Origin of the sequence: Streptomyces sp. NPDC101191 (assembly GCF_044767915.1) — a bacterium.
In the GTDB taxonomy this organism is placed as follows: Bacteria; Actinomycetota; Actinomycetes; order Streptomycetales; family Streptomycetaceae; genus Streptomyces.
The window spans coordinates 173,433-197,283 of record NZ_JBIWOU010000004.1; the positions used below are offsets into that span (position 1 = coordinate 173,433).

A 23,851-nucleotide genomic window follows, 5' to 3' on the forward strand; every position below is an offset into this window, starting at 1 on the left:
GAGCAGCTGCCGCCGTGGGACCTACTTCTTCGCGGCGGTCTTCTTCGCGGTGGTCTTGCGCGCCGTCGTCTTCTTGGCGGGCGCCTTCTTCGCGGTGGCCTTCTTCGCCGGCGCGGTCTTCTTGGCGGCGGTCTTCTTGGCCGCGGCCGTGGTGGTCTTCTTGGCCGGGGTCGCCTTCTTGGCGGCGGCCGTGGTCTTCTTCGCGGGGGTCGTCGTGGCCTTCTTGGCCGCGGCCGTGGTGGTCTTCTTGGCGGGGGTCGCCTTCTTGGCGGCGGCCGTCGTCTTCTTCGCCGGGGTCGCCTTCTTGGCCGCGGCCTTCTTGGCGGTGGTGGCCTTCTTCGCGGCGGCCTTCTTGACGGTCGCCGAGGCGGCGCCGCCGGTGAGGCTGCCCTTCGGGGCCTTCTTGACGGAGACCTCGCCTCCCCTGGGGAGCTTCTTCGAGCCGCTGACCAGGTCCTTGAAGCCCTGACCCGCACGGAAGCGCGGAACGGAGGTCTTCTTGACCCGCACGCGCTCACCCGTCTGCGGGTTGCGGGCGTAGCGGGCCGGGCGGTCGACCTTCTCGAACGAACCGAAACCGGTGACCGAGACCCGGTCCCCGCCGACCACGGCGCGCACGATGGCGTCGAGCACGTGGTCGACGGCGTCGGCGGCCTGCTGGCGGCCACCCATCTTGTCGGCAATCGCTTCTACGAGCTGCGCCTTGTTCACGTCTTCCCCTTCGGAGACATTGCCGGAACGAAAGTGTTCAAGCTTTTTCGCACGTTAGGCATGTATATACCGCAAATCAAACACGAAACGGGCTAATCACCCTAGTGCCGCAACGCAGAAGTGCGTTGCGGAGTTCCTGGTGTCAGTCGTCTTCAGGGAATCGGCCCTCGTCGAGGTCCTTCATCAACCGGTCCAGACGCGTTGCCGCGTCCGGGAGATCGTGCTTCGCCGCGGCCGTCACGACCAGCAGCTTCCGGGACAGCGCCATCCTTACGCCCTCCGGGACTTGCAGTTCGCGCACTCTTCTGTGCGCTTCCTTCAACCGGGCGGCGACTGCCTCGTAGAGCTCGAGTTGGCTGTCGCGTTCCATGCACCGATTGTGCCATCTAGGGCGAGTTGTCGCCCGACGGGGTCTCAACAAGCGACTGCGCCCCCCACCGGACGGTGGGGGGCGCAGTCCTGGAAAAGCGCTGCTCAGGCCGTAATTGTACGGGGCTTGAAGGCCGGCCGGCCCGCCTCGTACGTGGCGATGTCCGCTTCGTTCTGAAGGGTGAGGCTGATGTCGTCCAGACCGTTCAGGAGCCGCCAGCGGGCGTTCTCGTCGAGCTCGAAGTCGGCGTCGATCCCGGGGGCGAGGACTTTGCGGGCCTCCAGGTCGACGGTCACCTCGGCGGTCGGGTCGGCCTCGGTCAGCTCCCACAGGGCGTCGACGGTCTCCTGCGGGAGGACGACGGTCAGCAGGCCGTTCTTCAGCGAGTTGCCGCGGAAGATGTCGGCGAAGCGGGAGGAGATCACGGCCTTGAAGCCGTAGTTCTGCAGTGCCCAGACGGCGTGCTCACGGGAGGAGCCGGTGCCGAAGTCGGGGCCGGCGACCAGAACCGTGGCACCCTGCCGCTCCGGGCGGTTGAGGACGAACTGCTCGTCCTTGCGCCAGGCCTCGAACAGGCCGTCCTCGAAGCCGTCGCGGGTGACCTTCTTGAGCCAGTGCGCGGGGATGATCTGGTCGGTGTCGACGTTGCTGCGGCGCAGCGGAACGGCGCGGCCGGTGTGGGTGGTGAATGCTTCCATGGTTCCTCAGACCCCCGCGGTGGTGGCGACGTCGGACAGATCGGCCGGGGAGGCCAGGTGGCCCAGGACGGCGGTGGCGGCGGCGACCTGGGGGGAGACCAGGTGGGTGCGGCCGCCCTTGCCCTGCCGGCCCTCGAAGTTGCGGTTGGAGGTGGACGCGGAACGCTCACCGGGAGCCAGTTGGTCGGGGTTCATGCCCAGACACATCGAGCAGCCCGCGTGCCGCCACTCGGCGCCGGCCTCCTTGAAGACCTTGTCCAGACCCTCCTCGACGGCCTGCAGGGCGACCCGGACCGAGCCGGGGACCACCAGCATGCGGACGCCGTCGGCGACCTTGCGACCCTCCAGCAGGGCGGCCGCGTTGCGCAGGTCCTCGATGCGGCCGTTGGTGCAGGAGCCTACGAAGACGGTGTCGACCTTGATGTCGCGCAGCGGCTGGCCGGCGGTCAACCCCATGTACTCCAGGGCCTTTTCGGCGGCGAGGCGCTCCGAAGCGTCTTCGTACGAAGCCGGGTCGGGGACGTTCGCCGAAAGCGGCGCACCCTGGCCGGGGTTGGTACCCCAGGTCACGAACGGGGCCAGCTCGGCGGCCTCGATGACGACCTCGGCGTCGAAGACGGCGTCCTCGTCGGACTTCAGCGTCTCCCAGTAGGCGACGGCGGCGTCCCAGTCCTCGCCCTTGGGGGCGTGGGCACGGCCCTCGAGGTAGTCGAAGGTGGTCCGGTCGGGGGCGATCATGCCCGCGCGGGCACCGGCCTCGATGGACATGTTGCAGATGGTCATCCGGGCCTCCATCGAGAGCTTCTCGATGGCGGAGCCGCGGTACTCCAGGACGTAGCCCTGGCCGCCGCCGGTGCCGATCCGGGCGATGATCGCCAGGATCAGGTCCTTGGCCGTGACGTCCTCGGGCAGCTCGCCGTTCACCGTGATGGCCATGGTCTTCGGGCGGGCCATGGGCAGCGTCTGGGTGGCCAGGACGTGCTCGACCTGGCTGGTGCCGATACCGAACGCCAGGCCGCCGAAGGCGCCGTGCGTGGAGGTGTGCGAGTCGCCGCAGACCACGGTCATGCCCGGCTGGGTCAGGCCCAGCTGCGGTCCCACGACGTGGACGACACCCTGCTCGACGTCGCCCAGCGGGTGCAGGCGGACGCCGAACTCGGCGCAGTTCTTGCGCAGGGTCTCCAACTGGGCACGGGAGACCGGGTCGGCGATCGGCTTGTCGATGTCGAGGGTCGGGGTGTTGTGGTCCTCGGTGGCGATGGTGAGGTCGAGCCGCCGCACCTGCCGGCCGTTCTGCCGGAGACCGTCGAAGGCCTGGGGGCTGGTCACCTCGTGCAGCAGGTGCAGATCGATGAAGAGGAGGTCGGGCTCGCCTTCGGCGCGCCGGACGACGTGGTCGTCCCAGACCTTCTCCGCGAGTGTCCTACCCATCGCTTTCCCTCCGGCCGGCGGCTGCGCCGACACCACTAGAGACCCGTTTCGCGAGCCGTTGTGCGGCCGCCTCACCAGAGTGACGGGTTCCTCGGAAAATTGAACTTGCGTTTCACAGAGTGAGACGCGAATATCGTTGCATGGACAACTCTAGCGGCGTAGGCGTTCTCGACAAGGCAGCCCTTGTCCTGAGCGCCCTGGAGTCCGGTCCGGCCACCCTCGCAGGTCTGGTCGCGGCGACGGGACTCGCACGACCCACGGCACACCGACTCGCCGTGGCACTGGAACACCACCGGATGGTGGCCCGCGACATGCAGGGCCGGTTCATCCTCGGACCGCGGCTCGCGGAGCTCGCGGCCGCGGCCGGCGAGGACCGCCTGCTCGCGACCGCCGGGCCGGTGCTGACGCACCTGCGCGACGTGACGGGCGAGAGCGCCCAGCTGTACCGGCGCCAGGGCGACATGCGCATCTGCGTGGCGGCGGCCGAGCGCCTGTCCGGACTTCGGGACACCGTGCCGGTCGGCTCCACGCTGACCATGAAGGCCGGCTCGTCCGCGCAGATCCTCATGGCCTGGGAGGAGCCCGAGAGGCTGCACCGCGGCCTTCAGGGCGCCCGCTTCACGGCGACGGCCCTGTCGGGCGTACGGCGCCGCGGCTGGGCCCAGTCGATCGGCGAGCGTGAGCCGGGCGTCGCGTCCGTCTCCGCGCCCGTACGCGGCCCCTCGAACCGCGTGGTGGCCGCCGTGTCGGTCTCGGGCCCGATCGAGCGCCTGACCCGCCACCCGGGCCGGATGCACGCCCAGGCGGTCATCGACGCGGCCGCGCGCCTGTCCGAGGCCCTCCGCCGCAACGGCTGACCCGTCCCCGCTCCTCTCTCCATCTGCAGAACCCGTCCGGATCCCGGCCCACCGCTCCAACGCCGCAGCGGTGGGCCGGAGTTGTACGTGACGCGCCGGAAACAGCGAAGAAGCCCTCCCCCGAAGGGAAGGGCTTCTTCGTTTGGTACCCCCGACCGGATTCGAACCGGCGCTACCGCCTTGAGAGGGCGGCGTGCTAGGCCGCTACACAACGGGGGCAAGATCTCAGAAGATCCGCTGGCCTACCTGGACTCGAACCAAGACTAACTGAACCAGAATCAGTCGTGCTGCCAATTACACCATAGGCCACTGGTGGCTTAGACCAGTTGGTACCCCCGACCGGATTCGAACCGGCGCTACCGCCTTGAGAGGGCGGCGTGCTAGGCCGCTACACAACGGGGGCCCTAGCGATCCTGCATCGGGTTCACCGGGAGCTACCCAAGTGATCCCGCGGGAAGGATCTGTACCCCCGACCGGATTCGAACCGGCGCTACCGCCTTGAGAGGGCGGCGTGCTAGGCCGCTACACAACGGGGGCTTTGTGGATGCCATCCACGGTTTGCAGATGAGCTCTGCGAGCTGGCCTACCTGGACTCGAACCAAGACTAACTGAACCAGAATCAGTCGTGCTGCCAATTACACCATAGGCCACCGGAACTTGATCACTTCGAGAAGGGATCCTGCTCGGCTTGCGCTTCCGGGGCTTTCCGGCCTTTCGGCCCGTTCCCCTCGGCGCAGGAAGAACATTACCCGAAGGTGGACGGTGCTCCAAAACGCGTATCCGCACGCAGCAGCGCGGGCAGCTGGTGGAGGTCCGTGATCCGGGTCAGCTCGGGCCTTCCGCCGGTCCCCGCACGGTCCAGCCAGATCCCGCGCAGGCCCGCCTCCACGGCGCCCCGGGCGTCGATGTCCGGCTGGTCCCCCACGTACGCCACCTGGTGGGGGCGCAGGTCAAGGGCGGTGCAGGCAGCGTGGAAGGCCTCCGGGGCCGGCTTGGCCACCCCGAGCTCGGCAGCGCACACCACGGCCTCGAAGCGGTCCCGCAGGCCCAGGGTCCGGAGCTTGTGCTCCTGGTTGTGGATGCTGGAGTTGGACAGCACCCCGTGACGGTAGTCACGGGCCAGCAGGTCGAGGACGGGCACGGTGTCGGGGAACAGCTCCCAGGCGGCCTCGTAGTGGACCACGTACCGGTCGAACCAGTCGTCGGCCTCGGCGACGGTGAGCTCCGGCCGCCCGAGGAAGTCCCGCACCCGGTGGCGCCGCTGGTCCCGGAAGTCCCCGCCCTCGGCCTCGTAGCGGCGCCAGTGCAGCTCCGTGAGCTCCTTCCAGCGCAGCAGGGCCTCCTCGACGGAGCCGTACGCGCCGAGCAGCCCCTCGGCCGCGAGATGCGCCCGCATCCCGGCCCGGTCGGCGCTCGCGTAGTCGAAGATCGTGTCGTCGATGTCCCAGAGCACCGCGCGGATGGTCATGGAAACGACCGTACCCCCGTCCCGGGGTGCGGGACGGGGGTACCGGTGCGTACGGCGCGAATCAGCCGGCGAGCTTCGCCAGGGCCGCGTCGATGCGGGCGAGGGTCCTCTCCTGGCCGAGGATCTGGAGGGACTCGAAGAGCGGCAGGCCGACCGTGCGGCCGGTGACGGCGACCCGGACCGGGGCCTGGGCCTTGCCGAGCTTGAGGCCGTGGGCCTCGCCGGCGGCCAGGACCGCGTTCTTCAGGGACTCCGGGTCGTTCCAGTCGGCGGCCACGAGCTTCTCGCGGGCCGTGGTGAGGAGCGCGGCCGGCTCGCCCTTCATCGCCTTGTCCCACGAGGGCTGGTCGAAGACCGGCTCCTTCAGGAACAGGAAGTCGACGTTGGCCGTGATGTCCGACAGGACGGTCAGGCGGGTCTGGGCGTAGGGGGCGATGGCCTCCCAGGCGGCCCGGTCGAAGTCCTCCGGGGCCCAGTTCGCGTGCGGGGCGTTCAGCCAGGGCTCGCAGGCCTCGGTGAAGTCCTTCACGTCCAGCATGCGGATGTGGTCCGCGTTGATGGACTCGGCCTTCTTGAGGTCGAAGCGGGCCGGGTTGGCGTTGACGTCCGCGATGTCGAACTTCTCGACCATCTCGGGGATGGTGAAGAGGTCCTGGTCGGCGGAGAAGGACCAGCCGAGGAGGGAGAGGTAGTTGAGCAGGCCCTCGGGCAGGAAGCCGCGCTCCCGGTAGAGGTTGAGGGACGCCTGCGGGTCGCGCTTGGAGAGCTTCTTGTTGCCCTCGCCCATGACGTACGGCAGGTGGCCGAAGGCCGGGATCTCCTTGGCGACGCCCAGCTCGATCAGCGCCTTGTAGAGCGCGATCTGCCGCGGGGTGGAGGAGAGCAGGTCCTCGCCGCGCAGGACGTGGGTGATCTCCATCAGGGCGTCGTCGACCGGGTTGACCAGGGTGTACAGCGGGGCGCCGTTGGCGCGCACGATGCCGTAGTCCGGGACGTTGTCCGGGGTGAAGGTGAGCTCGCCGCGGACGAGGTCGGTGAAGGTGATCGGCTCGTCGGGCATCCGGAAGCGGACGATCGCCTCGCGGCCCTCGGCCCGGTAGACCTCGACCTGCCCGGCGGTGAGCTCGCGGCAGTGGCCGTCGTAGCCGGAGGGGCGGCCGGCGGCGCGGGCGGCCTCGCGGCGCTCGTCGAGCTCGGTGGCGGTGCAGTAGCAGTGGTACGCGTACCCGCCGGCGAGCAGCTTGTCGGCGACGTCCTTGTAGATGTCCATCCGCTGGGACTGCCGGTAGGGCGCGTGCGGACCGCCGGTCTCGGGGCCCTCGTCCCAGTCGAGACCGAGCCAGCGCAGCGAGTCGAGCAGCTGGTCGTACGACTCCTCGGAGTCGCGCGCCGCGTCGGTGTCCTCGATGCGGAAGACCATGGTGCCCTGGTTGTGCCGGGCGAATGCCCAGTTGAAGAGGGCGGTGCGGACCAGGCCCACGTGGGGGTTGCCGGTCGGGGAGGGACAGAAACGTACGCGGATGTTCGCGTTAGCCACGCTTGATCACCCTGTTGGTGAGAGTGCCGATGCCTTCGATGGTGACGGCGACCTCGTCGCCGACGTTGAGGGGGCCGACCCCGGCGGGGGTGCCGGTGAGGATGACGTCGCCCGGGAGCAGCGTCATGGCCTCGGAGATGTGGACGACCAGGTCCTCGATGGAGCGAACCATGTCGCTCGTACGACCGAGCTGGCGCTGTTGGCCGTTGACCGTGGCCTGGATGGTCAGGTCGCCCGGGTCGAGGTCGGTCTCCACCCAGGGGCCCAGCGGGCAGGAGGTGTCGAAGCCCTTGGCGCGGGCCCACTGGGCCTCGCGCTTCTGGACGTCGCGGGCGGTGACGTCGTTGGCACAGGTGTAGCCGAAGACGACGTCCTTCACGCGCTCGCGCGGAACCTCGCGGCACATACGGCCGATGACCACGGCCAGTTCGGCCTCGTGGTGCAGCTCGTTGGAGAAGGAGGGGTACTCGATGGCGTCGCCGGGGCCGATGACCGAGGTCGTGGGCTTGAAGAAGGTCACGGGGACCTCGGGGACCTCGTTGCCGAGTTCCCTGGCGTGTTCCGCGTAGTTGCGGGTGACGGCCACGACCTTGTTGGGGAGCACCGGCGGCAGCAGCCGGACCTTGCTCAGCGGGACCTTCGTGCCGCTGAGCTCGAAGTCGGTGTACGGGATGCCCTTGATGATGTCGAGGACCAGGCCGCCGGACTCGACGGTTCCCTCGCCCTCGACGGCGCCGAAGGCGACATTGCCGTCGATGGAGAATCTGGCGATGCGCACGGGTGCTGTCGCCCCTCACTTGCTACTGGCTGGAGTCTGACGCTCCAGGCTAACGCGGCAGGGGGCGGCGGACCGGCGGATATACCGGTACCGGGCGGGCCGGGAGGGCCCGTCCGGGTCAGCGGGTCGCCGAGGCGAAGGGCTGCGGCTGGTACGGGGCCGGGGCCTGCATGAGGATCGTGCGGCGCGGGTTGGCCGTGACGCCCGGGAGTTCGGCGGTGTACTCGGGCAGGACTCCCCGGTTCAGCTGCGCGGCGTCCGCCAGGTGGGCGAGGGTGGAGCGCCGGGGGTTGGCCGTGGTGCGGAGTACGGGCGTCGTCTTCATCGCGGTGTCGGACCCTTTGTCTGCGGTGAGGGGCGCCCACGCGGGCACGTAGGCGGAGCGTCCCATCTTGTCAAAGCGTCAGGCTAAACATGCAATCCCCTTCGATTGCACGACCGATCCAACGAACTACGTGTGAGTTTGCTCACCAGTTGAGTAACAATCCGGGCATTACGCACCGGTACGAGAGGTTACCGAAACGGACATTCCGCTATTGAATGCTCCATTCCGCTCCTGATCATGGCGACTGGGACACCCCTCCCTCCCTGCCGTTTCGCGCAGATACGCCCGATTCCTCCGCGATCATCTTCTACATGGGGTGACACGGTGTGCACACGTTGTCATCCCGTTCACGACGCGCCCCACGGCTCTTGTTGGAGATCCGGCACTGTGCTGGAATTCCACGCACCGTCGCGGGTTGAGGCCGACGCGCAAGGGGCGCAACGCAGCGCCGGCCGAGTGACGGGAGACAGGGGGATCCGCGCCGGTCACCGACGACCACCACTGGGGTGCACCTGCGCCCCACGACGCCGACACCGTCCTCTCCGTTCACGCGGAAGGACGCCTGGTCCAGAGGTTGCGACGCTAGTGCAGGGACGTTTCAAGAGGGATGGCACGGGCTCTTCCCAGGCCCGCAAGGGCCGAGGGGAAGCTCCGGCGGAGCAGGAGCCGCGTGCCGGGACCCATCACGGTTCCCCGGCCTCGCACCCCCAGAAGAACGGGAAGGGCGACGGCGGCGACGCCAAGCGCGGAACCGCCGCCGACGCCGCGGCCGAGCAGGCCTCGCTGCCCGCGCTCAAGACCGAGAACCAGGTCGGGCCCCGAATAGCGCTGCGCAACTGGCGCATCTCCACCCGCCTGGTCGCCCTGCTGACCCTCCCCGTGGTCGCGGCGACCAGCCTCGGTGGCATCCGTATCAGCGAGTCCTTGCAGGACATGGAGCAGCTGGACAACATGCAGCTGCTCACCAAGCTGACCAAGGAGGCCACCAACTTCGCGGAGGCGCTCCAGGAGGAGCGCGACCTCTCCGCCGGTCCGCTCGCCAATGGCAACTCGTCCGGCGACTACCAGGTCTCCAACCCGCGCAAGAAGGCCGACCGCGCGTACCGGGCCTTCCTCGACGCGACCAACGACATCCCGACCGTCGAGGACGACGAGTCGCTGCGCAGCATCCGGCAGAACGTCAGCCAGATCGCCTCGCAGGTCAGCCAGCTGGGCGCGATCCGCACCAAGGCGTACGAGAAGGACGTCGCCCACTCGGTGACCGTCGAGGCCTACAGCCGTCTGATCCGCTCCCTGCTGAGCCTGTCCCAGGACATGGCCCAGGCCACCAGCAACCCGGAGATGATCAAGCGGACCCGCGCGCTCGCCGCGTTCTCGTCCGCCAAGGAGTACGCCTCCATCCAGCAGGCGATCATCGCCGCCGCGCTGCCCCCGAACGACAGCCGTCCGGCCAGCCTGCAGCTCGGTGACCGCCTCTACGGCGACGCCGCGCAGAACAGTGAGACCGACGAGTTCAAGTCCTTCCGGGCGATCTACGAGTCGACCGGCGGCGACGCCGAGGAGCTCACCGCCTCGCTGACCAACGGCAACCCGTCGATCGAGGCGGCCGACAACTACGCCGAGCGGATGCTGAAGTCCGACCGCGGCCTGCCGGACGTCAAGCGCGGTCACCTGAACTTCACCGACGAGTACGGCACCAAGATGCGTGCCATGAAGACCATCGAGGCCACGCTGCTGGGCGAGATGGAGACCAAGGCCCGTGAGCTGCGCCAGGAGTCGCAGCGCGACGCCATCATCAACGGTGCCCTGATCCTCCTCGTCCTCGGCGTCTCCCTCGTCGGCGCCTTCGTCGTGGCCCGGTCCATGATCCGCTCGCTGCGCCGGCTCCAGGACACCGCGACCAAGGTCGCCCAGGAACGCCTGCCCGAGCTCGTCAAGCAGCTCTCCGAGACCGACCCGCAGGACGTCGACACCTCCGTCGAGTCCGTCGGTGTGCACTCCCGGGACGAGATCGGCCAGGTGGCCGCGGCCTTCGACGACGTGCACCGCGAGGCCGTCCGCCTCGCCGCCGAGCAGGCCCTCCTCCGGGGCAACGTCAACGCGATGTTCACCAACCTCTCGCGCCGCTCCCAGGGTCTTATCCAGCGCCAGCTCTCGCTCATCTCCGAGCTGGAGTCCCGCGAGGCCGACCCGGACCAGCTGTCCTCGCTGTTCAAGCTCGACCACCTCGCGACCCGTATGCGCCGTAACGGTGAGAACCTCCTCGTTCTCGCCGGTGAAGAGCCCGGCCGCCGCTGGACCCGCCCGGTCCCGCTGGTCGACGTCCTGCGCGCCGCCGCCTCCGAGGTGGAGCAGTACGAGCGCATCGAGCTGGCCGCCGTCCCCGCGACGGACGTCGCCGGCCGCGTCGTCAACGACCTCGTGCACCTGCTCGCCGAGCTCCTCGAGAACGCCACCTCGTTCTCCTCGCCGCAGACCAAGGTCCGCGTCACCGGTCACGCCCTGCCCGACGGCCGGGTGCTGGTCGAGATCCACGACACCGGTATCGGCCTCTCCCCCGAGGACCTGGCCGCGATCAACGAGCGGCTCGCCTCGCCGCCCACCGTGGACGTCTCGGTCTCCCGCCGCATGGGTCTGTTCGTGGTCGGCCGCCTGTCCCTGCGACACGGCATCCGGATCCAGCTGCGCCCGTCCGACTCGGGCGGCACCACCGCGCTCGTCATGCTCCCGGTCGACGTCGCCCACGGCGGCAAGAAGCCCGCGCCGAAGCCCGGTGCGGGTGGCCAGGGTGCCGTGCCGCAGGGTGCCGGCGCCCCGGGCGGCCTGCTCACCGGCGGCCCCGGCGCGGCCGGTGGTCCCGGCGCCCCCGGCGGACGTCCGGGCGGTGCACCGTCCGCGCCCGGCGGCCGGCTCGGTGCCGCCGCGACCCGCAGCGCGCTGCCCGGCCGGGACGGCGCCCAGCGCCCGAACGGCCCGCAGGGCCAGGGCGGTGGCCAGACCGGCCCCAACCTCTTCCAGGAGCGCCCGCAGGCTCCCGCGCCCGCCCAGGCGCAGGCCCAGGGTCCGCAGACCGCACAGCTCCCGCCCGTTCCGCAGGAGCCCCAGCGTCCCGGCCCCGGCGCGCCCGGCGGCTTCGTCGGCGGCGCGCAGAGCGCGATTCCGTCCCGTACGGACGTCTGGGGCGGCGGCCAGCCCGCGCAGGCCCCGCAGAACGACTACCCGCGCGCCGAGCTCCCCAGCGGCGACCAGCAGCCGCAGCACCCGCAGCGTCCGCAGGCCGCGAGCTGGGGCAACGAGCAGGCGCAGCCGGTCCGCCGGCCGCAGCAGGACATGACGCCGCTGGACGCGCCGCGCGGTCACGAGGAGCCGGAGAACACGGGCCGCTACGCGCAGCCCGACGGCCCCGGTTCCACGGGCCAGTTCCCGCGCCCGGACTTCGGTGTGCCGCAGCAGGCCCCGCAGCCGATGGCCCCGCAGGGCTACCAGGGCGGTGCCCAGGACCCGGCGTCCACCGCGCAGTTCCCGCGGCCCGACTTCGGCGCTCCGCAGCAGGCGCCCCAGGCCCCGCAGCAGCCGTACGGCCAGCAGCCCTACGTCCCGCAGGCGCAGGCCCCGCAGGCGCAGGCGCCGCAGGCCCCGGCCCCGCGCCAGCGCACGGCGCAGCCCCAGCAGCCGCAGCTCCAGCAGCCGCGTCAGCCGGAGGCGCTGCCGGCGGCGGGCTCCGGTGACGGGCGCACGCCGCTGTACGACACGCTGGAGACCAACTGGTTCCGCCAGGAGCAGGGTCAGGCACCCGCTCCGGCCCCGCACCAGGGACACGCCCCCCAGGCCCCGGCCCAGGGCGTGCCGGACGCCGAGCGGACGATGCAGACCCCCGTGGTCCCGCAGCGCCCCGGCACCTCGGCCCCGCAGCGGCCCGGCACGTCCGCCCCGCAGCGCCCGGGGACCTCCGCCCCGCAGCGCCCCGGGACGACTGCCCCGCAGCAGCCCGAGGCCGGCCGGCAGAACGGCGGGGCCGCCTGGCGGACCTCGCCCAACGACGAGCTGGTGCGCCAGGCCGAGCGGGTGCGCAAGCCCGCGGCCGGCGGCGTCACCACCTCCGGGCTTCCGCGGCGCGTGCCGCGGGCCAACCTCGTGCCCGGGACCGCCCAGGAGCAGGCCAACACGGCCGGCCCCCAGGTGTCCCGCGCACCCGACGACGTCCGCGGCCGACTCACCAATTTGCGTCGCGGTATCCAGCAGGGCCGTCAGGCGGGCAACTCCACCACGGGTTCCTTCAATGTCGGTCCGACCCAGCAGCAGGAGCGTTAGTTGAGCGCGATGAGCCAGGCGGCGCAGAATCTGAACTGGTTGATCACCAACTTCGTGGACAACACCCCCGGGGTGTCCCACACGGTGGTGGTCTCCGCCGACGGACTGCTCCTTGCCATGTCCGAAGGGTTCCCCCGCGACCGCGCCGACCAGCTGGCGGCGGTCGCGTCCGGACTGACCTCGCTGACCGCGGGGGCGTCCCGGATCTTCGAGGGCGGACCCGTCGCCCAGACCGTCGTGGAGATGGAGCGCGGCTTCCTCTTCCTGATGTCCGTCTCGGACGGCTCCTCGCTGGCCGTGCTCGCACACCCGGAGTGCGACATCGGCCTCGTGGGCTACGAGATGGCGCTCCTCGTGGACCGGGCGGGCAGCGTGCTCACCCCGGACCTGCGGGCCGAGCTCCAGGGCAGCCTGCTCCACTAGCTCCACCCCGACTCGTATCCGTCCGTTCCCGAACCGACACGCATGGGTCGGTGCGCCCCTCCGCACCGACCCGGACCGTTCACCGTCCGGCCGCCCCATCCGGCCCCCCACCGGCCCCATCAGACGGCAGAAGTCTCTGCTGTCACGCCCGGAGGATTCATGACCCCGCCCCCCGCCTCTCACGATCCGTACGGCTCGTCGATAGACGACGCCTACGGAGCTGAGGGCGACCAGCCGCTGGTCCGTCCCTATGCGATGACCGGCGGCCGGACCCGGCCGCGCTACCAGCTCGCCATCGAGGCCCTGGTCAGCACCACGGCCGACCCGGCGCACCTGGCCACCCTGCTCCCCGAGCACCAGCGGATCTGCCACCTGTGCCGTGAGGTGAAGTCGGTGGCCGAGGTCTCGGCGCTGCTGTCGATGCCGCTCGGTGTGGCCCGCATCCTCGTGGCCGACCTGGCCGAGGCGGGCATGGTGGCCATCCACCAGCCGGGTAACGGAGAGGCCGGCGGCACGCCGGACGTGACACTGCTCGAAAGGGTGCTCAGTGGACTTCGCAAGCTCTAGCGGCGGCTCCGCTCCTGTGGGCCGCTCCACCACCAGCGCGAAGATCGTGGTGGCGGGCGGTTTCGGCGTGGGCAAGACCACGTTCGTGGGTGCGGTCTCCGAGATCAATCCGCTGCGGACCGAGGCCGTGATGACGGCTGCCTCGGCGGGCATCGACGATCTGACGCACACCGGGGGGAAGACGACCACCACGGTGGCGATGGACTTCGGCCGTATCACCCTGGACCAGGACCTGATCCTGTACCTCTTCGGTACGCCCGGCCAGGACCGCTTCTGGTTCATGTGGGACGACCTGGTCCGCGGTGCCATCGGCGCCGTCGTCCTGGTCGACACCCGGCGTCTCGCCGACTGCTTCCCGGCCGTCGACTACTTCGAGAACTCCGGCCTCCCCTTCGTGATCGCCCTGAACGGCTTCGACGGCGCCCAGCCCTACGCGCCGGACGAGGTGCGCGAGGCGCTCCAGATCGGGCCCGACACCCCGATCATCACCACCGACGCCCGCCACCGCGCGGACGCCAAGAGCGCGCTCATCACCCTCGTCGAGCACGCCCTCATGGCGCGCCTGAAGTAGTACACAGCAAGTAGAAGTTGATATACGGCAGTTGTCGTAGAGATTTTGGGGGCGGTCTGTGTCCTTCGACACGGCCGCCCCGCTGTTCATAACGTTTCGACAGAGAATTGGGGCGCCTCGGACACCCGACGCATCCGATCGGTGCCGCTGTGCTCACATGAGCCCCGCTTTTTGGCGGGGCTCGCTCTTTATGCCCGTTTTATCTCTGGCACGGGGCCCAGAAACCGGCTGCTTCGCACTGTTTGGAAGGGACCCCCTTCACGTGCTGGAATTCATGAACTCCCGAGTAGTACGGCCCTGAACGAAACACCCGGCACGACGTAGGTGCCGACGCCGAGAGGTTGTTGGTCGAGTGAGGCGAAGCAAGGAAAGCTCCGCAGAGCAGCAGACGCGGGGCAACTTCACGCCGCCGTCGCGTGCGGTGTTCCCGCCCGCGGAGGAGCCCGTGACGTCGCCGGCCCCGGTGCGCAAGGGCAGCTCCAGCAAGCTGTCGCCGCGCAACTGGCGCGTGCCCACCCGACTGAACGCCATCCTCCTCATACCCGTGCTCGTGGGCCTCGTCATGGGCGGCTTCCAGGTGAAGGCCGCCATCGACACCTGGCAGCAGGCGCAGGACGCCGAGAAGACGGCGCTCATCGTGCGCGCCGCCTCGGACTACAGCCAGGCACTGCTCAACGAGCGTGACCTCACCGCCGCCCCCCTCCTCAAGGCCAAGACCCCCGCGGACCGCGAGAGCGACGAGGTCACCCAGGCCTACGCCGCCACCGACGCCGCCAAGGTCAAGTTCGACGAGGCCGCCAGGAACATGCCGAGCGGGGAGGGCCTGGAGCGCCGCCTCGGCCTCTTCCGCAACGCCGAGCCGAAGCTGACGGCGCTGCGCAAGGTCGCCTACACCCGCTCCCTCGACCCGGTGAACACCCAGCTCGGGTACACCGAGGTCCAGCACTACCTGATGGAGTTCTCCAACGAGCTCGGTCTGGGCACCGGCAACATCACCAGCTACGGCCGTACCGTCTACGCGATCCAGCTCGCGAAGGCCGCCGAGTCCCTGCAGCGGTCGATCGGCACCCAGCTGCTGATCCGCCCCAGCAAGAAGGACGACGTCTTCGCGCAGCAGTCGGTTGCGTTCAACTCGTACAACTATCTGGAGCAGATCGCCCTCGGCGAGTACCAGTCGGGTGGTACGCAGGCCGACGTGGAGCGGCTCCAGGAGGTCATGGCCGGCAAGGCCGCCGAGGGCTCCAAGAAGATGGCGGCCCTGGGCATCGAGCTGCCCAAGGGCAGCGGCAAGGACTCCTCGGTCTACGCCGGCGTCGCGCAGGCCATCGGCTCCGCCAAGGACGCCGAGGCGGTCGCCGACCTGAAGAAGCAGGGCATCACCGCCGAGACCTGGGGCGCCGTCGCCACCGCCAAGTTCGACGGCTACACCGAGGTCGAGAAGGAGCTCGTCGACAAGGCCGTGACCGAGGCCGCCGACATCTCCGACGAGGCCAAGACCGACGCCTGGGTCATCGGCGGCATCGTCGTCGTCGCCCTGCTGGCCGCGTTCATCCTGGCCGGGATGATGGCCCGCCAGATGAGCCGCTCGATGCGCGAGCTGCGCACCGCCGCCTTCGGCATCGCCGAGCAGCGCCTGCCGATGCTGGTCGACCAGCTGTCCCGTACCGAGCCCGGCCGGGTCGACACCCGCGTCCAGCCCATCCCGATCGACTCCCAGGACGAGATCGGCGAGGTCGCCCGCGCCTTCGACCAGGTGCACCGCGAGGCCGTCCGGCTCGCCGCCGAGCAGGCCATGCTCCGGGGCAACGTCAACGCGATCTTCACGAACCTCTCGCGCCGCAACCAGTCGCTGATCGAGGGCCAGCTGACCCTCATCACCGACCTGGAGAACAACGAGGCCGACCCGGACCAGCTGGAGAACCTCTTCCGCCTGGACCACCTGGCCACGCGTATGCGCCGCAACGGCGAGAACCTCCTCGTCCTCGCCGGCGAGGAGCCGGGCCGCCGCTGGGACCAGCCGGTCCCGCTGGTCGACGTCATGCGCGCCGCCGCCTCCGAGGTGGAGCAGTACGAGCGCATCGACATCGCCGGGGTCCCCGAGGCCGAGATCCACGGCCAGGCCGTGACCGACCTCGTGCACCTGCTCGCCGAGCTCCTGGAGAACGCCACCACGTTCTCCTCCCCGCAGACCAAGGTCCGCGTCACCGCGACCCGTCTCCCCGACGGCCGCGTGATGGTCGAGATCCACGACAAGGGCATCGGCCTCACCGCCGAGGACTTCGCGGACATCAACCACAAGCTGGCCAACCCGCCGACCGTGGACGCCGCCGTCTCGCAGCGCATGGGCCTCTTCGTGGTCGGGCGCCTCTCCGACCGGCACGGCATCCGCGTCCAGCTGCGCCCCTCGGGCGAGCAGGCCGGCACGACCTCGCTGGTCATGCTGCCGGACGCGATCACGCACGGCGGTGGCGGCGAGCAGCCGGTGCACGGCGACTTCACCGTCTCGCAGATGATCCCGCAGCAGGCGCAGACCGCCTTCGAGCCGCAGCCGACGACGATGCGCACCGCGGCGGAGCTCGGCTTCGACGACTCCCGCTACGAGGAGCCGGCCGACGAGCGCCAGCTGGACCCGGTCAACCGCTCGCTGATGCGCGAGGAGCGCCGGGCGGCCCTGGAGGCCCAGGTGCACCCGGACGGTGACCGGCCGATGTTCCAGGACGAGCAGGCTCCGGGCACGCACGGGCAGCAGACGTACGTACAGCAGGGGAACGAGCAGGAGTACGCAGCCGCGTACCCCGCCGAGTACGCGCAGGAGTACCCGCAGGATCAGGACGCGTACGGCTACCAGCAGCAGGGGTACGAGGGCTACGAGCAGCCCGCCGCCGGCTACCCGGAGCAGGCGTATGCGGAAGCCGCCTACGACGGTGGCCAGGCCGGCCACGCGGGGTACGAGAACAGCTACGAACCCCAGCCCCACCAGGGTGACTGGCAGCAGCAGCCCGCCTACGGCGGTGGCTACGCGCAGGCGTTCGGAACGGAATCGGAATCCGCCCCGGTCGCTCCCGAACAGGACCGCGAGCGCGTAGGCTTCGACCGTCCGGGTGCCACGCCGAGTCCCACCCCGGACGCCGGCCACGCGCTGACCGACGCCGGTCTGCCGCGCCGCGGCAGCGTCGCCCCCCAGGCGCCGCAGACCCCGCAGGCACCGCAGCAGCCCGCGCCGCCGGCCCAGCCCGTGAGCTCGGGCGTCGATGAAGCCGACGGCACCGGTGAATGGCGCTCCGCCAACGACGAGCGCTGGTCCCGGGCCGAGAAGCTCCGGGACCCGAAGGCGGGCGGGGTCACCCCCTCCGGCCTTCCGCGACGGGTTCCCAAGGCCAACCTGGTCGAGGGAGCGGCGGAGCAGACCCCGCAGGGCGGCCCCCAGGTCTCCCGCGCACCCGAGGACGTCCGGGGCAGGTTGAGCAACCTGCGTCGCGGCGTCCAGCAGGGACGCAGCGCGGGAACGGACACGAACGGATCGGGCCTCGGCCCGGGCAACACCTACCACCAGGAGCGTTAGTGTGAGCGCGATGAGCCAGGCGGCGCAGAATCTGAACTGGTTGATCACCAACTTCGTGGACAACACCCCCGGGGTGTCCCACACCGTGGTGGTCTCCGCCGACGGCCTCCTGCTGGCGATGTCCGAGGGATTCCCCCGCGACCGCGCCGACCAGCTGGCGGCGGTGGCGTCCGGACTGACCTCGCTGACCGCGGGGGCGTCCCGGATCTTCGAGGGCGGCGCGGTCAACCAGACCGTCGTGGAGATGGAGCGGGGCTTCCTCTTCATCATGTCGATCTCGGACGGCTCCTCGCTGGCCGTGCTCTCCCACCCCGAGTCCGACATCGGTCTCGTGGGCTACGAGATGGCACTGCTCGTCGACCGAGCGGGAAGTGTCCTGACTCCCGACCTGCGGGCGGAACTTCAGGGAAGTCTTCTCAACTAACAGACAGACAGTGCGTTTCTCGCCACCGCACCGTAGGGTGCGGTGGCGCGGTTCCAAGGGACATGGGGCCGCGAAGCAGTCGGAGGAGGAGACGTGGGCACACCCCCGGGCGGAAGCCCCTACAACGGTTTTGACGCGCATCAGGGACCGCTGGGCGACACCGCGCAGAACCGCTTCAACTTTCCCTCCGCCCCGAGCAGACAGGGTGTTTCGCAGCCCTACCAGCAGCCGCAGTCCATGCCCGCCGGTTCGCCGAGCGCGCCCGCCGGCCGGCGGGGCGGCAGCGGCGGTGCGGGCGGTGCGGGCGGCAACAACCCGCTCGTGCGTCCGTACGCCATGACCGGCGGCCGGACCCGGCCGCGTTACCAGCTCGCCATCGAGGCGCTGGTCAGCACGACGGCCGATCCGGCCCGGCTGCAGGGGCAGTTGCCCGAGCACCAGCGGATCTGCCGGCTCTGCTTCGAGATCAAGTCGGTCGCAGAGATCTCGGCCCTTCTCTCCATCCCCCTCGGCGTTGCCCGGATTCTCGTCGCCGACCTGGCCGAGGCCGGACTCGTCGCCATTCACCAGCCCGGCGGCGACGAGGCCGCCGGCGGTCAGCCAGACGTGACACTGCTCGAAAGGGTGCTCAGTGGACTTCGCAAGCTCTAGCGGCGGCGCGGCCCGTTCAACCACCAGCGCGAAGATCGTGGTGGCGGGTGGCTTCGGCGTGGGCAAGACCACGTTCGTCGGCGCGGTCTCGGAGATCAACCCGCTGCGAACCGAGGCCGTGATGACGTCCGCGTCCGCGGGCATCGACGACCTCACCCACACGGGCGACAAGACGACGACGACTGTCGCCATGGACTTCGGCCGTATCACCCTGGACCAGGACCTGATCCTGTACCTCTTCGGTACGCCCGGCCAGGACCGCTTCTGGTTCATGTGGGACGACCTCGTCCGCGGCGCCATCGGCGCCGTCGTCCTGGTCGACACCCGGCGGCTCGCCGACTGCTTCCCCGCGGTCGACTACTTCGAGAACTCCGGCCTCCCGTTCGTCATCGCCCTGAACGGCTTCGACGGCCACCAGCCGTACAACCCGGAGGAGGTCCGCGAGGCCCTCCAGATCGGTCCGGACACCCCGATCATCACGACCGACGCCCGCCACCGCGCGGACGCCAAGAGCGCGCTCATCACCCTGGTGGAGCACGCCCTCATGGCCCGCCTGCGGTAGTCCCGACGGGACGACGTCCGAAGAAGGCCCCGCACACCGGTCCGGTGTGCGGGGCCTTCTCGTCGTGTGCGCGGGTCCGCCTCGGCGGGCGGGCGATGCCGCGGTCCCGGCCCGGTCCCGGCACGCCGAAGGGCCCCCGGTTCCCTTGCGGGGAAGCGGGGGCCCTCGGGAGGTGCCTCGGTCAGCGCCAGCTGTGCGGGGCGCGGAAGCCGTTCTCGCGCTCCAGGCGGCGCCAGCCGGCCGTGGAGCGGCCGTGGCGGGTGGGCTCGGCCGGCTGTGCGGCGGCGCGGGCGAGGAGGACCGCGGTGATGGCGGCGAGCTCCTCGGGGTCGGCGTGGCCCTTCTCGACGCGGAGAAGGTTGGCTGTGGCAGGCGTGGTCACTTCGGTGGGCTCCTCTTACTGAGGCGGGTTGCCGTGCTTGCGGGACGGCAGGTCGGCGTGCTTGGTGCGGAGCATCGCGAGGGACTTGATCAGCACCTCGCGCGTCTCGGCCGGGTCGATGACGTCGTCGACCAGGCCGCGCTCCGCGGCGTAGTACGGGTGCATGAGCTCGGCCTTGTACTCCTTGACCATGCGCGCGCGCATGGCCTCGGGGTCCTCGGCCTCCGCGATCTGCTTGCGGAAGATGACGTTGGCAGCGCCCTCGGCACCCATCACCGCGATTTCGTTGGTGGGCCAGGCGTACGTCAGGTCGGCACCGATGGACTGCGAGTCCATGACGATGTACGCGCCGCCGTACGCCTTGCGCAGGATCAGCGAGATCCGGGGGACGGTCGCGTTGCAGTAGGCGTACAGCAGCTTCGCGCCGTGCCGGATGATTCCACCGTGCTCCTGGTCTACACCAGGGAGGAAGCCGGGTACGTCCAGAAGGGTGATGATCGGGATGTTGAAGGCGTCGCACATCTGCACGAAGCGGGCGGCCTTCTCGGACGCCTCGATGTCCAGGACGCCGGCGAGGGTCTGCGGCTGGTTGGCCACGATGCCCACGACCTGACCGTCCAGACGGGCGAGGGCGCAGATGATGTTGCGGGCCCAGCGCTCGTGGATCTCCAGGTAGTCGCCCTCGTCGACGAGCTCCTCGATGACCTTGTGCATGTCGTACGGGCGGTTGCCGTCGGCGGGCACGAGGTCGAGCAGCACGTCCGAGCGGCGGTCGGCCGGGTCCTCGGAGGGGGCGGTCGGCGGGTTCTCGCGGTTGTTCTGCGGGAGCATCGACAGGAGGTAGCGCACCTCGGCGATGCAGGTCTCCTCGTCGTCGTACGCGAAGTGCGCGACACCCGAGGTCTCGGCGTGCACGTCGGCGCCGCCGAGGCCGTTCTGGGTGATCTCCTCGCCGGTGACCGCCTTGACGACGTCCGGGCCGGTGATGAACATCTGCGAGGTCTCGCGGACCATGAAGACGAAGTCGGTGAGGGCGGGGCTGTAGGCCGCGCCGCCGGCGCACGGGCCGAGCATCACGCTGATCTGCGGGATGACGCCGGAGGCCCTGGTGTTGCGCTGGAAGATGCCGCCGTAGCCGGCGAGGGCGGAGACGCCCTCCTGGATGCGGGCGCCGGCGCCGTCGTTCAGGGAGACCAGCGGGGCACCGGCCGCGATGGCCATGTCCATGATCTTGTGGATCTTGGTGGCGTGGGCCTCGCCCAGCGCGCCGCCGAAGATCCGGAAGTCGTGTGCGTAGACGAAGACCGTACGGCCCTCGACGGTGCCCCAGCCGGTGATGACACCGTCGGTGTAGGGCTTCTTGGCCTCCAGGCCGAAGCCGCTGGCACGGTGCCGGCGCAGCTGCTCGACCTCCTGGAAGGAACCAGCGTCGAGCAGCAGCTCGATGCGCTCGCGAGCGGTCAGCTTGCCCTTGGCGTGCTGGGCCTCGGTCGCTCGGTCACTCGGGCCACGCCGAGCCTGCTCGCGCAGCTCGTGCAGCTCGGCCACACGGCCACGGGCGTCAGCGGGCTCGCTCGGGATCTGGTCCACAACGGTCATGTACCGACCCTACGAACTCAGCCGAGAAAACCCCGCCGTCGACTCCGTACAGTCTCGCGTGTCGAATCCTGGTGGGGCTTGACAGAAGCATCACCCCACCAGGCCGAGTCAACAGCCAGACACCCCAGGTGATTGTAGGGTTTCTACACAAGCACATCGCAACGGTGGGTGGCGCCCGCGGTACCCGGGGTGATCCGCAGCCGCAGGCCGCCGGTCCCCGCGGTGAGCACCTCCACCGAGGCGTCCCGGGTGCGGACCGCCTTCACGGGGCGGTCCCAGGCCAGCTCGTAGGGCTGCCCGGTGCGGGTCGGCCCGCTCGTCCGCAGCGTCACCGTGTCCCCGCTGCGCCGCAGCAGGACGCTCGCCGGCGCGGTGACGGTGAGGCGGTCCACCGTACCGGCCCGCCAGAAGTTGGCGGCGGTCAGTCCGAGGGACGCGACGGCCACGGCCTGCCGGTCCGCGCCGTTGGCGAGGATCCGCAGCCAGCCCGGGTCGTCGGCGCGGGCGGCGAGGGTGCGCGGTGCGGCACCCGGCATCAGGAGATAGGCGTACGAGGCGTCCGCCGGGTCCGTGCCGTGGTCGAACCAGAGGGTCTGGTAGCGGCGGGTGCGGCGTTCGGTGGAACTGGTGGTGTTGATGTCGCTCCAGGCCCCGGTGCGGTCCTCGCGCAGCGTGCGCAGGTTCACCGTGCCGGCGGGGAAGACCCAGCCGCCGTGGCCGGCCAGGTGGGCCCAGCCCGGCCCGGTGGTGAACGCCGCGGTGCCGTTCTCGCCGAGGCAGCGGTTGTCGACGACCGTCTCGACCGGCACCCCGTCGGTGGCGGTGATGCCCGCGCCCAGGCAGATCACGGTGTCGGCGGCGCAGAACCAGGACTTGCGGGCCTCGAGGGTGGAGCCGAGGCCCTTGAGGTGCTGCCCGACCGCGGCGAACTCCCCGTCGGTGGCGCCGCCGACCCATTGCACGGCGGGCTTGGGGGCGCCCCACTCGCCACCGGCCCGGTCCCCGAGGCGCCGGGTGGAGACGGTGGTGCCGGGCAGCCGGTAGGGGTCGACGGTGGGCCAGAACCAGTCGGTGTACTGCCCGCCCTGACCCGGGGACCACCAGTAGAGCATTCCGGAGCCGGTGTGCCAGCCCCGCGGGTTCTCGCCGTTGCCGCACTCGTAGTGGGAGATGCGCTCGGAGGCCATGGAGATGTTGGCGGCCCAGCCGGGGCGGCGGTGCACGGCCCGGTCCATGGACGCGAAGAGCCGGTGCCCGGTGGGCTCGGGGGCCGCGGCGACGGGCGAGGCGGCGACGGCGTGCAGCCGGGCGAGGTCGGCGACGCCGAACTGGCGGGCGGCGAGGATCGGGGCGACGGTGTCGCGCTCGATCCAGCCCTTCACCCTGGCGTGCCAGCGCTCGCGCTCGGCGGGACTCGCGCCGCCGGCGAGGAGCGCCATGGCGGCGATGACGCCCTGCCCGTGGAAGTGGTCGGAGCGCATGATCCGGCGCTCGTCGCTCGCGAGGTAACCGCGGCTGATGGCACGTCCGTTGACACTGTCCATCATCAGGCCGTCGAAGATGAGGGGCGCGTAGGCGTGCTCGACGCTGTCGAGGACGATCTGCCGGCCCGGGTCGGTGACCTCCCAGGTGGAGCCGGCGAGCAGGCTGAAGAGCCGGCCGAGGCCGTCCAGCATGACCTGCCCGTAGGTGCCGGAATAGGCGACCCAGGTGTGCTGCACGAAGGAGCCGTCGGCGTAGAGGCCGTCGCCCCTGGTGACGTACGGGAAGACGGGCGAGAGGGCGTCGCGGGCCAGGGCGATCTTGGCGGGGTCCGCGCCGACCACGCCGCGTACGGCGACCGAGCGGCACAGGTCGACGCGGTTGGCCCCGGTGGAGGTGCCGGTGTACGCCCCGAGCACGCTGTCGGGGACGAAGTGGTCGACGGCGGCGCAGGCGGCGGCGATCCGGTCGGCGCCGAGCAGCGGGTGGAGGGCGGCGACGATGTCCATGAGGAGGCGCGGGGAGCCGATCTGCCACTCCCACCAGTTGCCGTAGCGCACGGTGCCGGAGTTGTAGATCCGCTCGGAGAGGTGGTCGAGGCCGCGCAGGACGTCGGCGAGGAGAGCGGGGTCGCCGGTGCTGCCGGTGCCGTCCTGGAGGTAGGCCTGGGTCATGGTCCACAGGCGCCCGTAGCTCTGGGTGATGCCGGCCGGCGGGTCGAAGGAGTAGCCGGGCCAGAGGGACGTGGCGGTGGGAGCCATGGCGCTCCGGAAGGTACGGGCGAGGGTGCCGGTCTCGGCCAGCCGGGAGGCGTAGGGCTCGGCCCCGGCGTCGTAGCCGGAGCCGAGCTGGAGGTCGACCCAGCGCCGTCGCAGGGTCTCGAACTCGTTCTCGGCCGCGCGCGCCCGGGGTGCGAGGGCGAGGGCGGCGACGGCGGCGGAGCCGGCGGCGAGGAAGGTGCGGCGGGGCCAGTCGCCGACGTGGGGAACGGGCACGGAAGCCTCCCGGGGGAAGAGGTGTAGACCGGTTGGCGCCCGGTGTAGCACCGGCTCTCCGACGCAATCAATGAGCACGACGACGCCGGGCGAAAGCGCTTGCCCTCTTCACCCGGTCGCGCCGCCGCCCGACCGCCCGGCGTCCTG

The 23,851-nt window shown here is 70.6% G+C and carries 20 protein-coding genes and 5 tRNA genes; 9 read left to right on the forward strand and 16 right to left on the reverse strand.

The window, feature by feature from the left end; all coding sequences use genetic code 11:
• Positions 1-21: 21 nt before the first annotated feature.
• From ACIRQF_RS17505 to leuC, 4 genes are all read right to left on the reverse strand, one after another.
• Positions 22-711 carry an HU family DNA-binding protein gene (locus ACIRQF_RS17505; RefSeq protein ID WP_376636626.1) on the reverse strand — a complete coding sequence of 230 codons (690 nt, stop codon included), beginning with the start codon at positions 709-711 and terminating at the stop codon, positions 22-24.
• Between the two features lie 142 nt (positions 712-853).
• Positions 854-1,081 carry a hypothetical protein gene (locus tag ACIRQF_RS17510; RefSeq protein WP_376636627.1) on the reverse strand — a complete coding sequence of 76 codons (228 nt, stop codon included), beginning with the start codon at positions 1,079-1,081 and terminating at the stop codon, positions 854-856.
• 104 nt (positions 1,082-1,185) lie between these two features.
• Positions 1,186-1,779 (reverse strand): 3-isopropylmalate dehydratase small subunit, encoded by a 594-nt coding sequence (leuD, locus tag ACIRQF_RS17515; protein WP_376636628.1) that lies wholly within the window; start codon positions 1,777-1,779, stop codon positions 1,186-1,188.
• A gap of 6 nt (positions 1,780-1,785) precedes the next feature.
• Complete coding sequence (gene leuC, locus ACIRQF_RS17520; protein ID WP_376636629.1) at positions 1,786-3,210, reverse strand: 3-isopropylmalate dehydratase large subunit; 1,425 nt, start codon at positions 3,208-3,210, stop codon at positions 1,786-1,788.
• Positions 3,211-3,350: 140 nt separating this feature from the next.
• Between leuC and ndgR the strand changes: the two genes are divergently transcribed.
• The gene (ndgR, locus tag ACIRQF_RS17525; RefSeq protein ID WP_005311436.1) at positions 3,351-4,067 is read left to right on the forward strand and encodes an IclR family transcriptional regulator NdgR; all 717 of its coding nucleotides are present in this window, start codon (positions 3,351-3,353) and stop codon (positions 4,065-4,067) included.
• Positions 4,068-4,210: 143 nt separating this feature from the next.
• On the opposite strand, the gene ACIRQF_RS17530 is transcribed toward ndgR, so the two are convergent.
• The 9 genes from ACIRQF_RS17530 to ACIRQF_RS17570 form a co-directional block, all read right to left on the reverse strand.
• Positions 4,211-4,286: transfer RNA gene (locus tag ACIRQF_RS17530), tRNA-Glu, on the reverse strand.
• 18 nt (positions 4,287-4,304) lie between these two features.
• Positions 4,305-4,376: transfer RNA gene (locus tag ACIRQF_RS17535), tRNA-Gln, on the reverse strand.
• Positions 4,377-4,394: 18 nt separating this feature from the next.
• Positions 4,395-4,470 (reverse strand) — tRNA-Glu (locus ACIRQF_RS17540).
• Between the two features lie 61 nt (positions 4,471-4,531).
• Positions 4,532-4,604: transfer RNA gene (locus ACIRQF_RS17545), tRNA-Glu, on the reverse strand.
• Positions 4,605-4,645: 41 nt separating this feature from the next.
• Positions 4,646-4,717: transfer RNA gene (locus ACIRQF_RS17550), tRNA-Gln, on the reverse strand.
• Positions 4,718-4,812: 95 nt separating this feature from the next.
• Positions 4,813-5,535 carry an HAD family hydrolase gene (locus ACIRQF_RS17555; RefSeq protein WP_382483168.1) on the reverse strand — a complete coding sequence of 241 codons (723 nt, stop codon included), beginning with the start codon at positions 5,533-5,535 and terminating at the stop codon, positions 4,813-4,815.
• A 61-nt stretch (positions 5,536-5,596) separates the two neighbouring features.
• Complete coding sequence (gene gltX / locus ACIRQF_RS17560) at positions 5,597-7,072, reverse strand: glutamate--tRNA ligase (protein WP_404093093.1); 1,476 nt, start codon at positions 7,070-7,072, stop codon at positions 5,597-5,599.
• Positions 7,065-7,850, reverse strand: a complete 786-nt coding sequence (locus tag ACIRQF_RS17565; protein ID WP_376636632.1) for a fumarylacetoacetate hydrolase family protein — start codon at positions 7,848-7,850, stop codon at positions 7,065-7,067. The genes gltX and ACIRQF_RS17565 overlap by 8 nt, the downstream gene beginning before the upstream one ends.
• 118 nt (positions 7,851-7,968) lie before the next feature.
• On the reverse strand, positions 7,969-8,175 hold the full coding sequence (locus ACIRQF_RS17570) for a hypothetical protein (protein ID WP_376636633.1): 207 nt from the start codon (positions 8,173-8,175) through the stop codon (positions 7,969-7,971).
• 585 nt (positions 8,176-8,760) lie between these two features.
• Between ACIRQF_RS17570 and ACIRQF_RS17575 the strand changes: the two genes are divergently transcribed.
• The 8 genes from ACIRQF_RS17575 (at position 8,761) to ACIRQF_RS17610 (ending at position 19,246) form a co-directional block, all read left to right on the forward strand.
• Positions 8,761-12,486: a nitrate- and nitrite sensing domain-containing protein gene (locus tag ACIRQF_RS17575; protein ID WP_404093095.1), complete on the forward strand. Its 3,726-nt coding sequence runs from the start codon at positions 8,761-8,763 to the stop codon at positions 12,484-12,486.
• A 9-nt stretch (positions 12,487-12,495) separates the two neighbouring features.
• Complete coding sequence (locus ACIRQF_RS17580) at positions 12,496-12,909, forward strand: roadblock/LC7 domain-containing protein (RefSeq protein WP_030496942.1); 414 nt, start codon at positions 12,496-12,498, stop codon at positions 12,907-12,909.
• A gap of 159 nt (positions 12,910-13,068) precedes the next feature.
• On the forward strand, positions 13,069-13,476 hold the full coding sequence (locus ACIRQF_RS17585) for a DUF742 domain-containing protein (RefSeq protein ID WP_376636635.1): 408 nt from the start codon (positions 13,069-13,071) through the stop codon (positions 13,474-13,476).
• Positions 13,457-14,047, forward strand: a complete 591-nt coding sequence (locus ACIRQF_RS17590; protein ID WP_376636636.1) for an ATP/GTP-binding protein — start codon at positions 13,457-13,459, stop codon at positions 14,045-14,047. Before ACIRQF_RS17585 ends, ACIRQF_RS17590 begins: the two co-directional genes overlap by 20 nt.
• Before the next feature lie 352 nt (positions 14,048-14,399).
• Entirely contained in the window at positions 14,400-17,609 is a 3,210-nt protein-coding gene (locus tag ACIRQF_RS17595; RefSeq protein WP_404093099.1) for a nitrate- and nitrite sensing domain-containing protein, read from the forward strand.
• Positions 17,610-17,619: 10 nt separating this feature from the next.
• The gene (locus ACIRQF_RS17600) at positions 17,620-18,033 is read left to right on the forward strand and encodes a roadblock/LC7 domain-containing protein (RefSeq protein ID WP_189983704.1); all 414 of its coding nucleotides are present in this window, start codon (positions 17,620-17,622) and stop codon (positions 18,031-18,033) included.
• A gap of 93 nt (positions 18,034-18,126) precedes the next feature.
• Complete coding sequence (locus ACIRQF_RS17605; RefSeq protein WP_382483175.1) at positions 18,127-18,684, forward strand: DUF742 domain-containing protein; 558 nt, start codon at positions 18,127-18,129, stop codon at positions 18,682-18,684.
• Entirely contained in the window at positions 18,665-19,246 is a 582-nt protein-coding gene (locus ACIRQF_RS17610; RefSeq protein WP_050791473.1) for an ATP/GTP-binding protein, read from the forward strand. The genes ACIRQF_RS17605 and ACIRQF_RS17610 overlap by 20 nt, the downstream gene beginning before the upstream one ends.
• Positions 19,247-19,427: 181 nt before the next feature.
• On the opposite strand, the gene ACIRQF_RS17615 is transcribed toward ACIRQF_RS17610, so the two are convergent.
• The 3 genes from ACIRQF_RS17615 to ACIRQF_RS17625 all read right to left on the reverse strand — a co-directional run bounded on the left by ACIRQF_RS17615 (position 19,428) and on the right by ACIRQF_RS17625 (position 23,704).
• Positions 19,428-19,628 carry an acyl-CoA carboxylase subunit epsilon gene (locus ACIRQF_RS17615; RefSeq protein ID WP_376636639.1) on the reverse strand — a complete coding sequence of 67 codons (201 nt, stop codon included), beginning with the start codon at positions 19,626-19,628 and terminating at the stop codon, positions 19,428-19,430.
• A 15-nt stretch (positions 19,629-19,643) separates the two neighbouring features.
• Entirely contained in the window at positions 19,644-21,227 is a 1,584-nt protein-coding gene (locus tag ACIRQF_RS17620) for an acyl-CoA carboxylase subunit beta (RefSeq protein ID WP_376636640.1), read from the reverse strand.
• 143 nt (positions 21,228-21,370) lie between these two features.
• Complete coding sequence (locus ACIRQF_RS17625; RefSeq protein WP_404093103.1) at positions 21,371-23,704, reverse strand: polysaccharide lyase 8 family protein; 2,334 nt, start codon at positions 23,702-23,704, stop codon at positions 21,371-21,373.
• Positions 23,705-23,851 lie beyond the last annotated feature (147 nt).

Bases quoted from the DNA above. Each gene is read 5' to 3' on its own strand.
- ACIRQF_RS17510 (WP_376636627.1), bottom strand. From the start codon at position 1,081: ATGGAACGCGACAGCCAACTCGAGCTCTACGAGGCAGTCGCCGCCCGG.
- leuD (WP_376636628.1), bottom strand. From the start codon at position 1,779: ATGGAAGCATTCACCACCCACACCGGCCGCGCCGTTCCGCTGCGCCGC.
- leuC (WP_376636629.1), bottom strand. From the start codon at position 3,210: ATGGGTAGGACACTCGCGGAGAAGGTCTGGGACGACCACGTCGTCCGG.
- ndgR (WP_005311436.1), top strand. From the start codon at position 3,351: ATGGACAACTCTAGCGGCGTAGGCGTTCTCGACAAGGCAGCCCTTGTC.
- ACIRQF_RS17555 (WP_382483168.1), bottom strand. From the start codon at position 5,535: ATGACCATCCGCGCGGTGCTCTGGGACATCGACGACACGATCTTCGAC.
- ACIRQF_RS17570 (WP_376636633.1), bottom strand. From the start codon at position 8,175: ATGAAGACGACGCCCGTACTCCGCACCACGGCCAACCCCCGGCGCTCC.
- ACIRQF_RS17580 (WP_030496942.1), top strand. From the start codon at position 12,496: ATGAGCCAGGCGGCGCAGAATCTGAACTGGTTGATCACCAACTTCGTG.
- ACIRQF_RS17585 (WP_376636635.1), top strand. From the start codon at position 13,069: ATGACCCCGCCCCCCGCCTCTCACGATCCGTACGGCTCGTCGATAGAC.
- ACIRQF_RS17600 (WP_189983704.1), top strand. From the start codon at position 17,620: ATGAGCCAGGCGGCGCAGAATCTGAACTGGTTGATCACCAACTTCGTG.
- ACIRQF_RS17620 (WP_376636640.1), bottom strand. From the start codon at position 21,227: ATGACCGTTGTGGACCAGATCCCGAGCGAGCCCGCTGACGCCCGTGGC.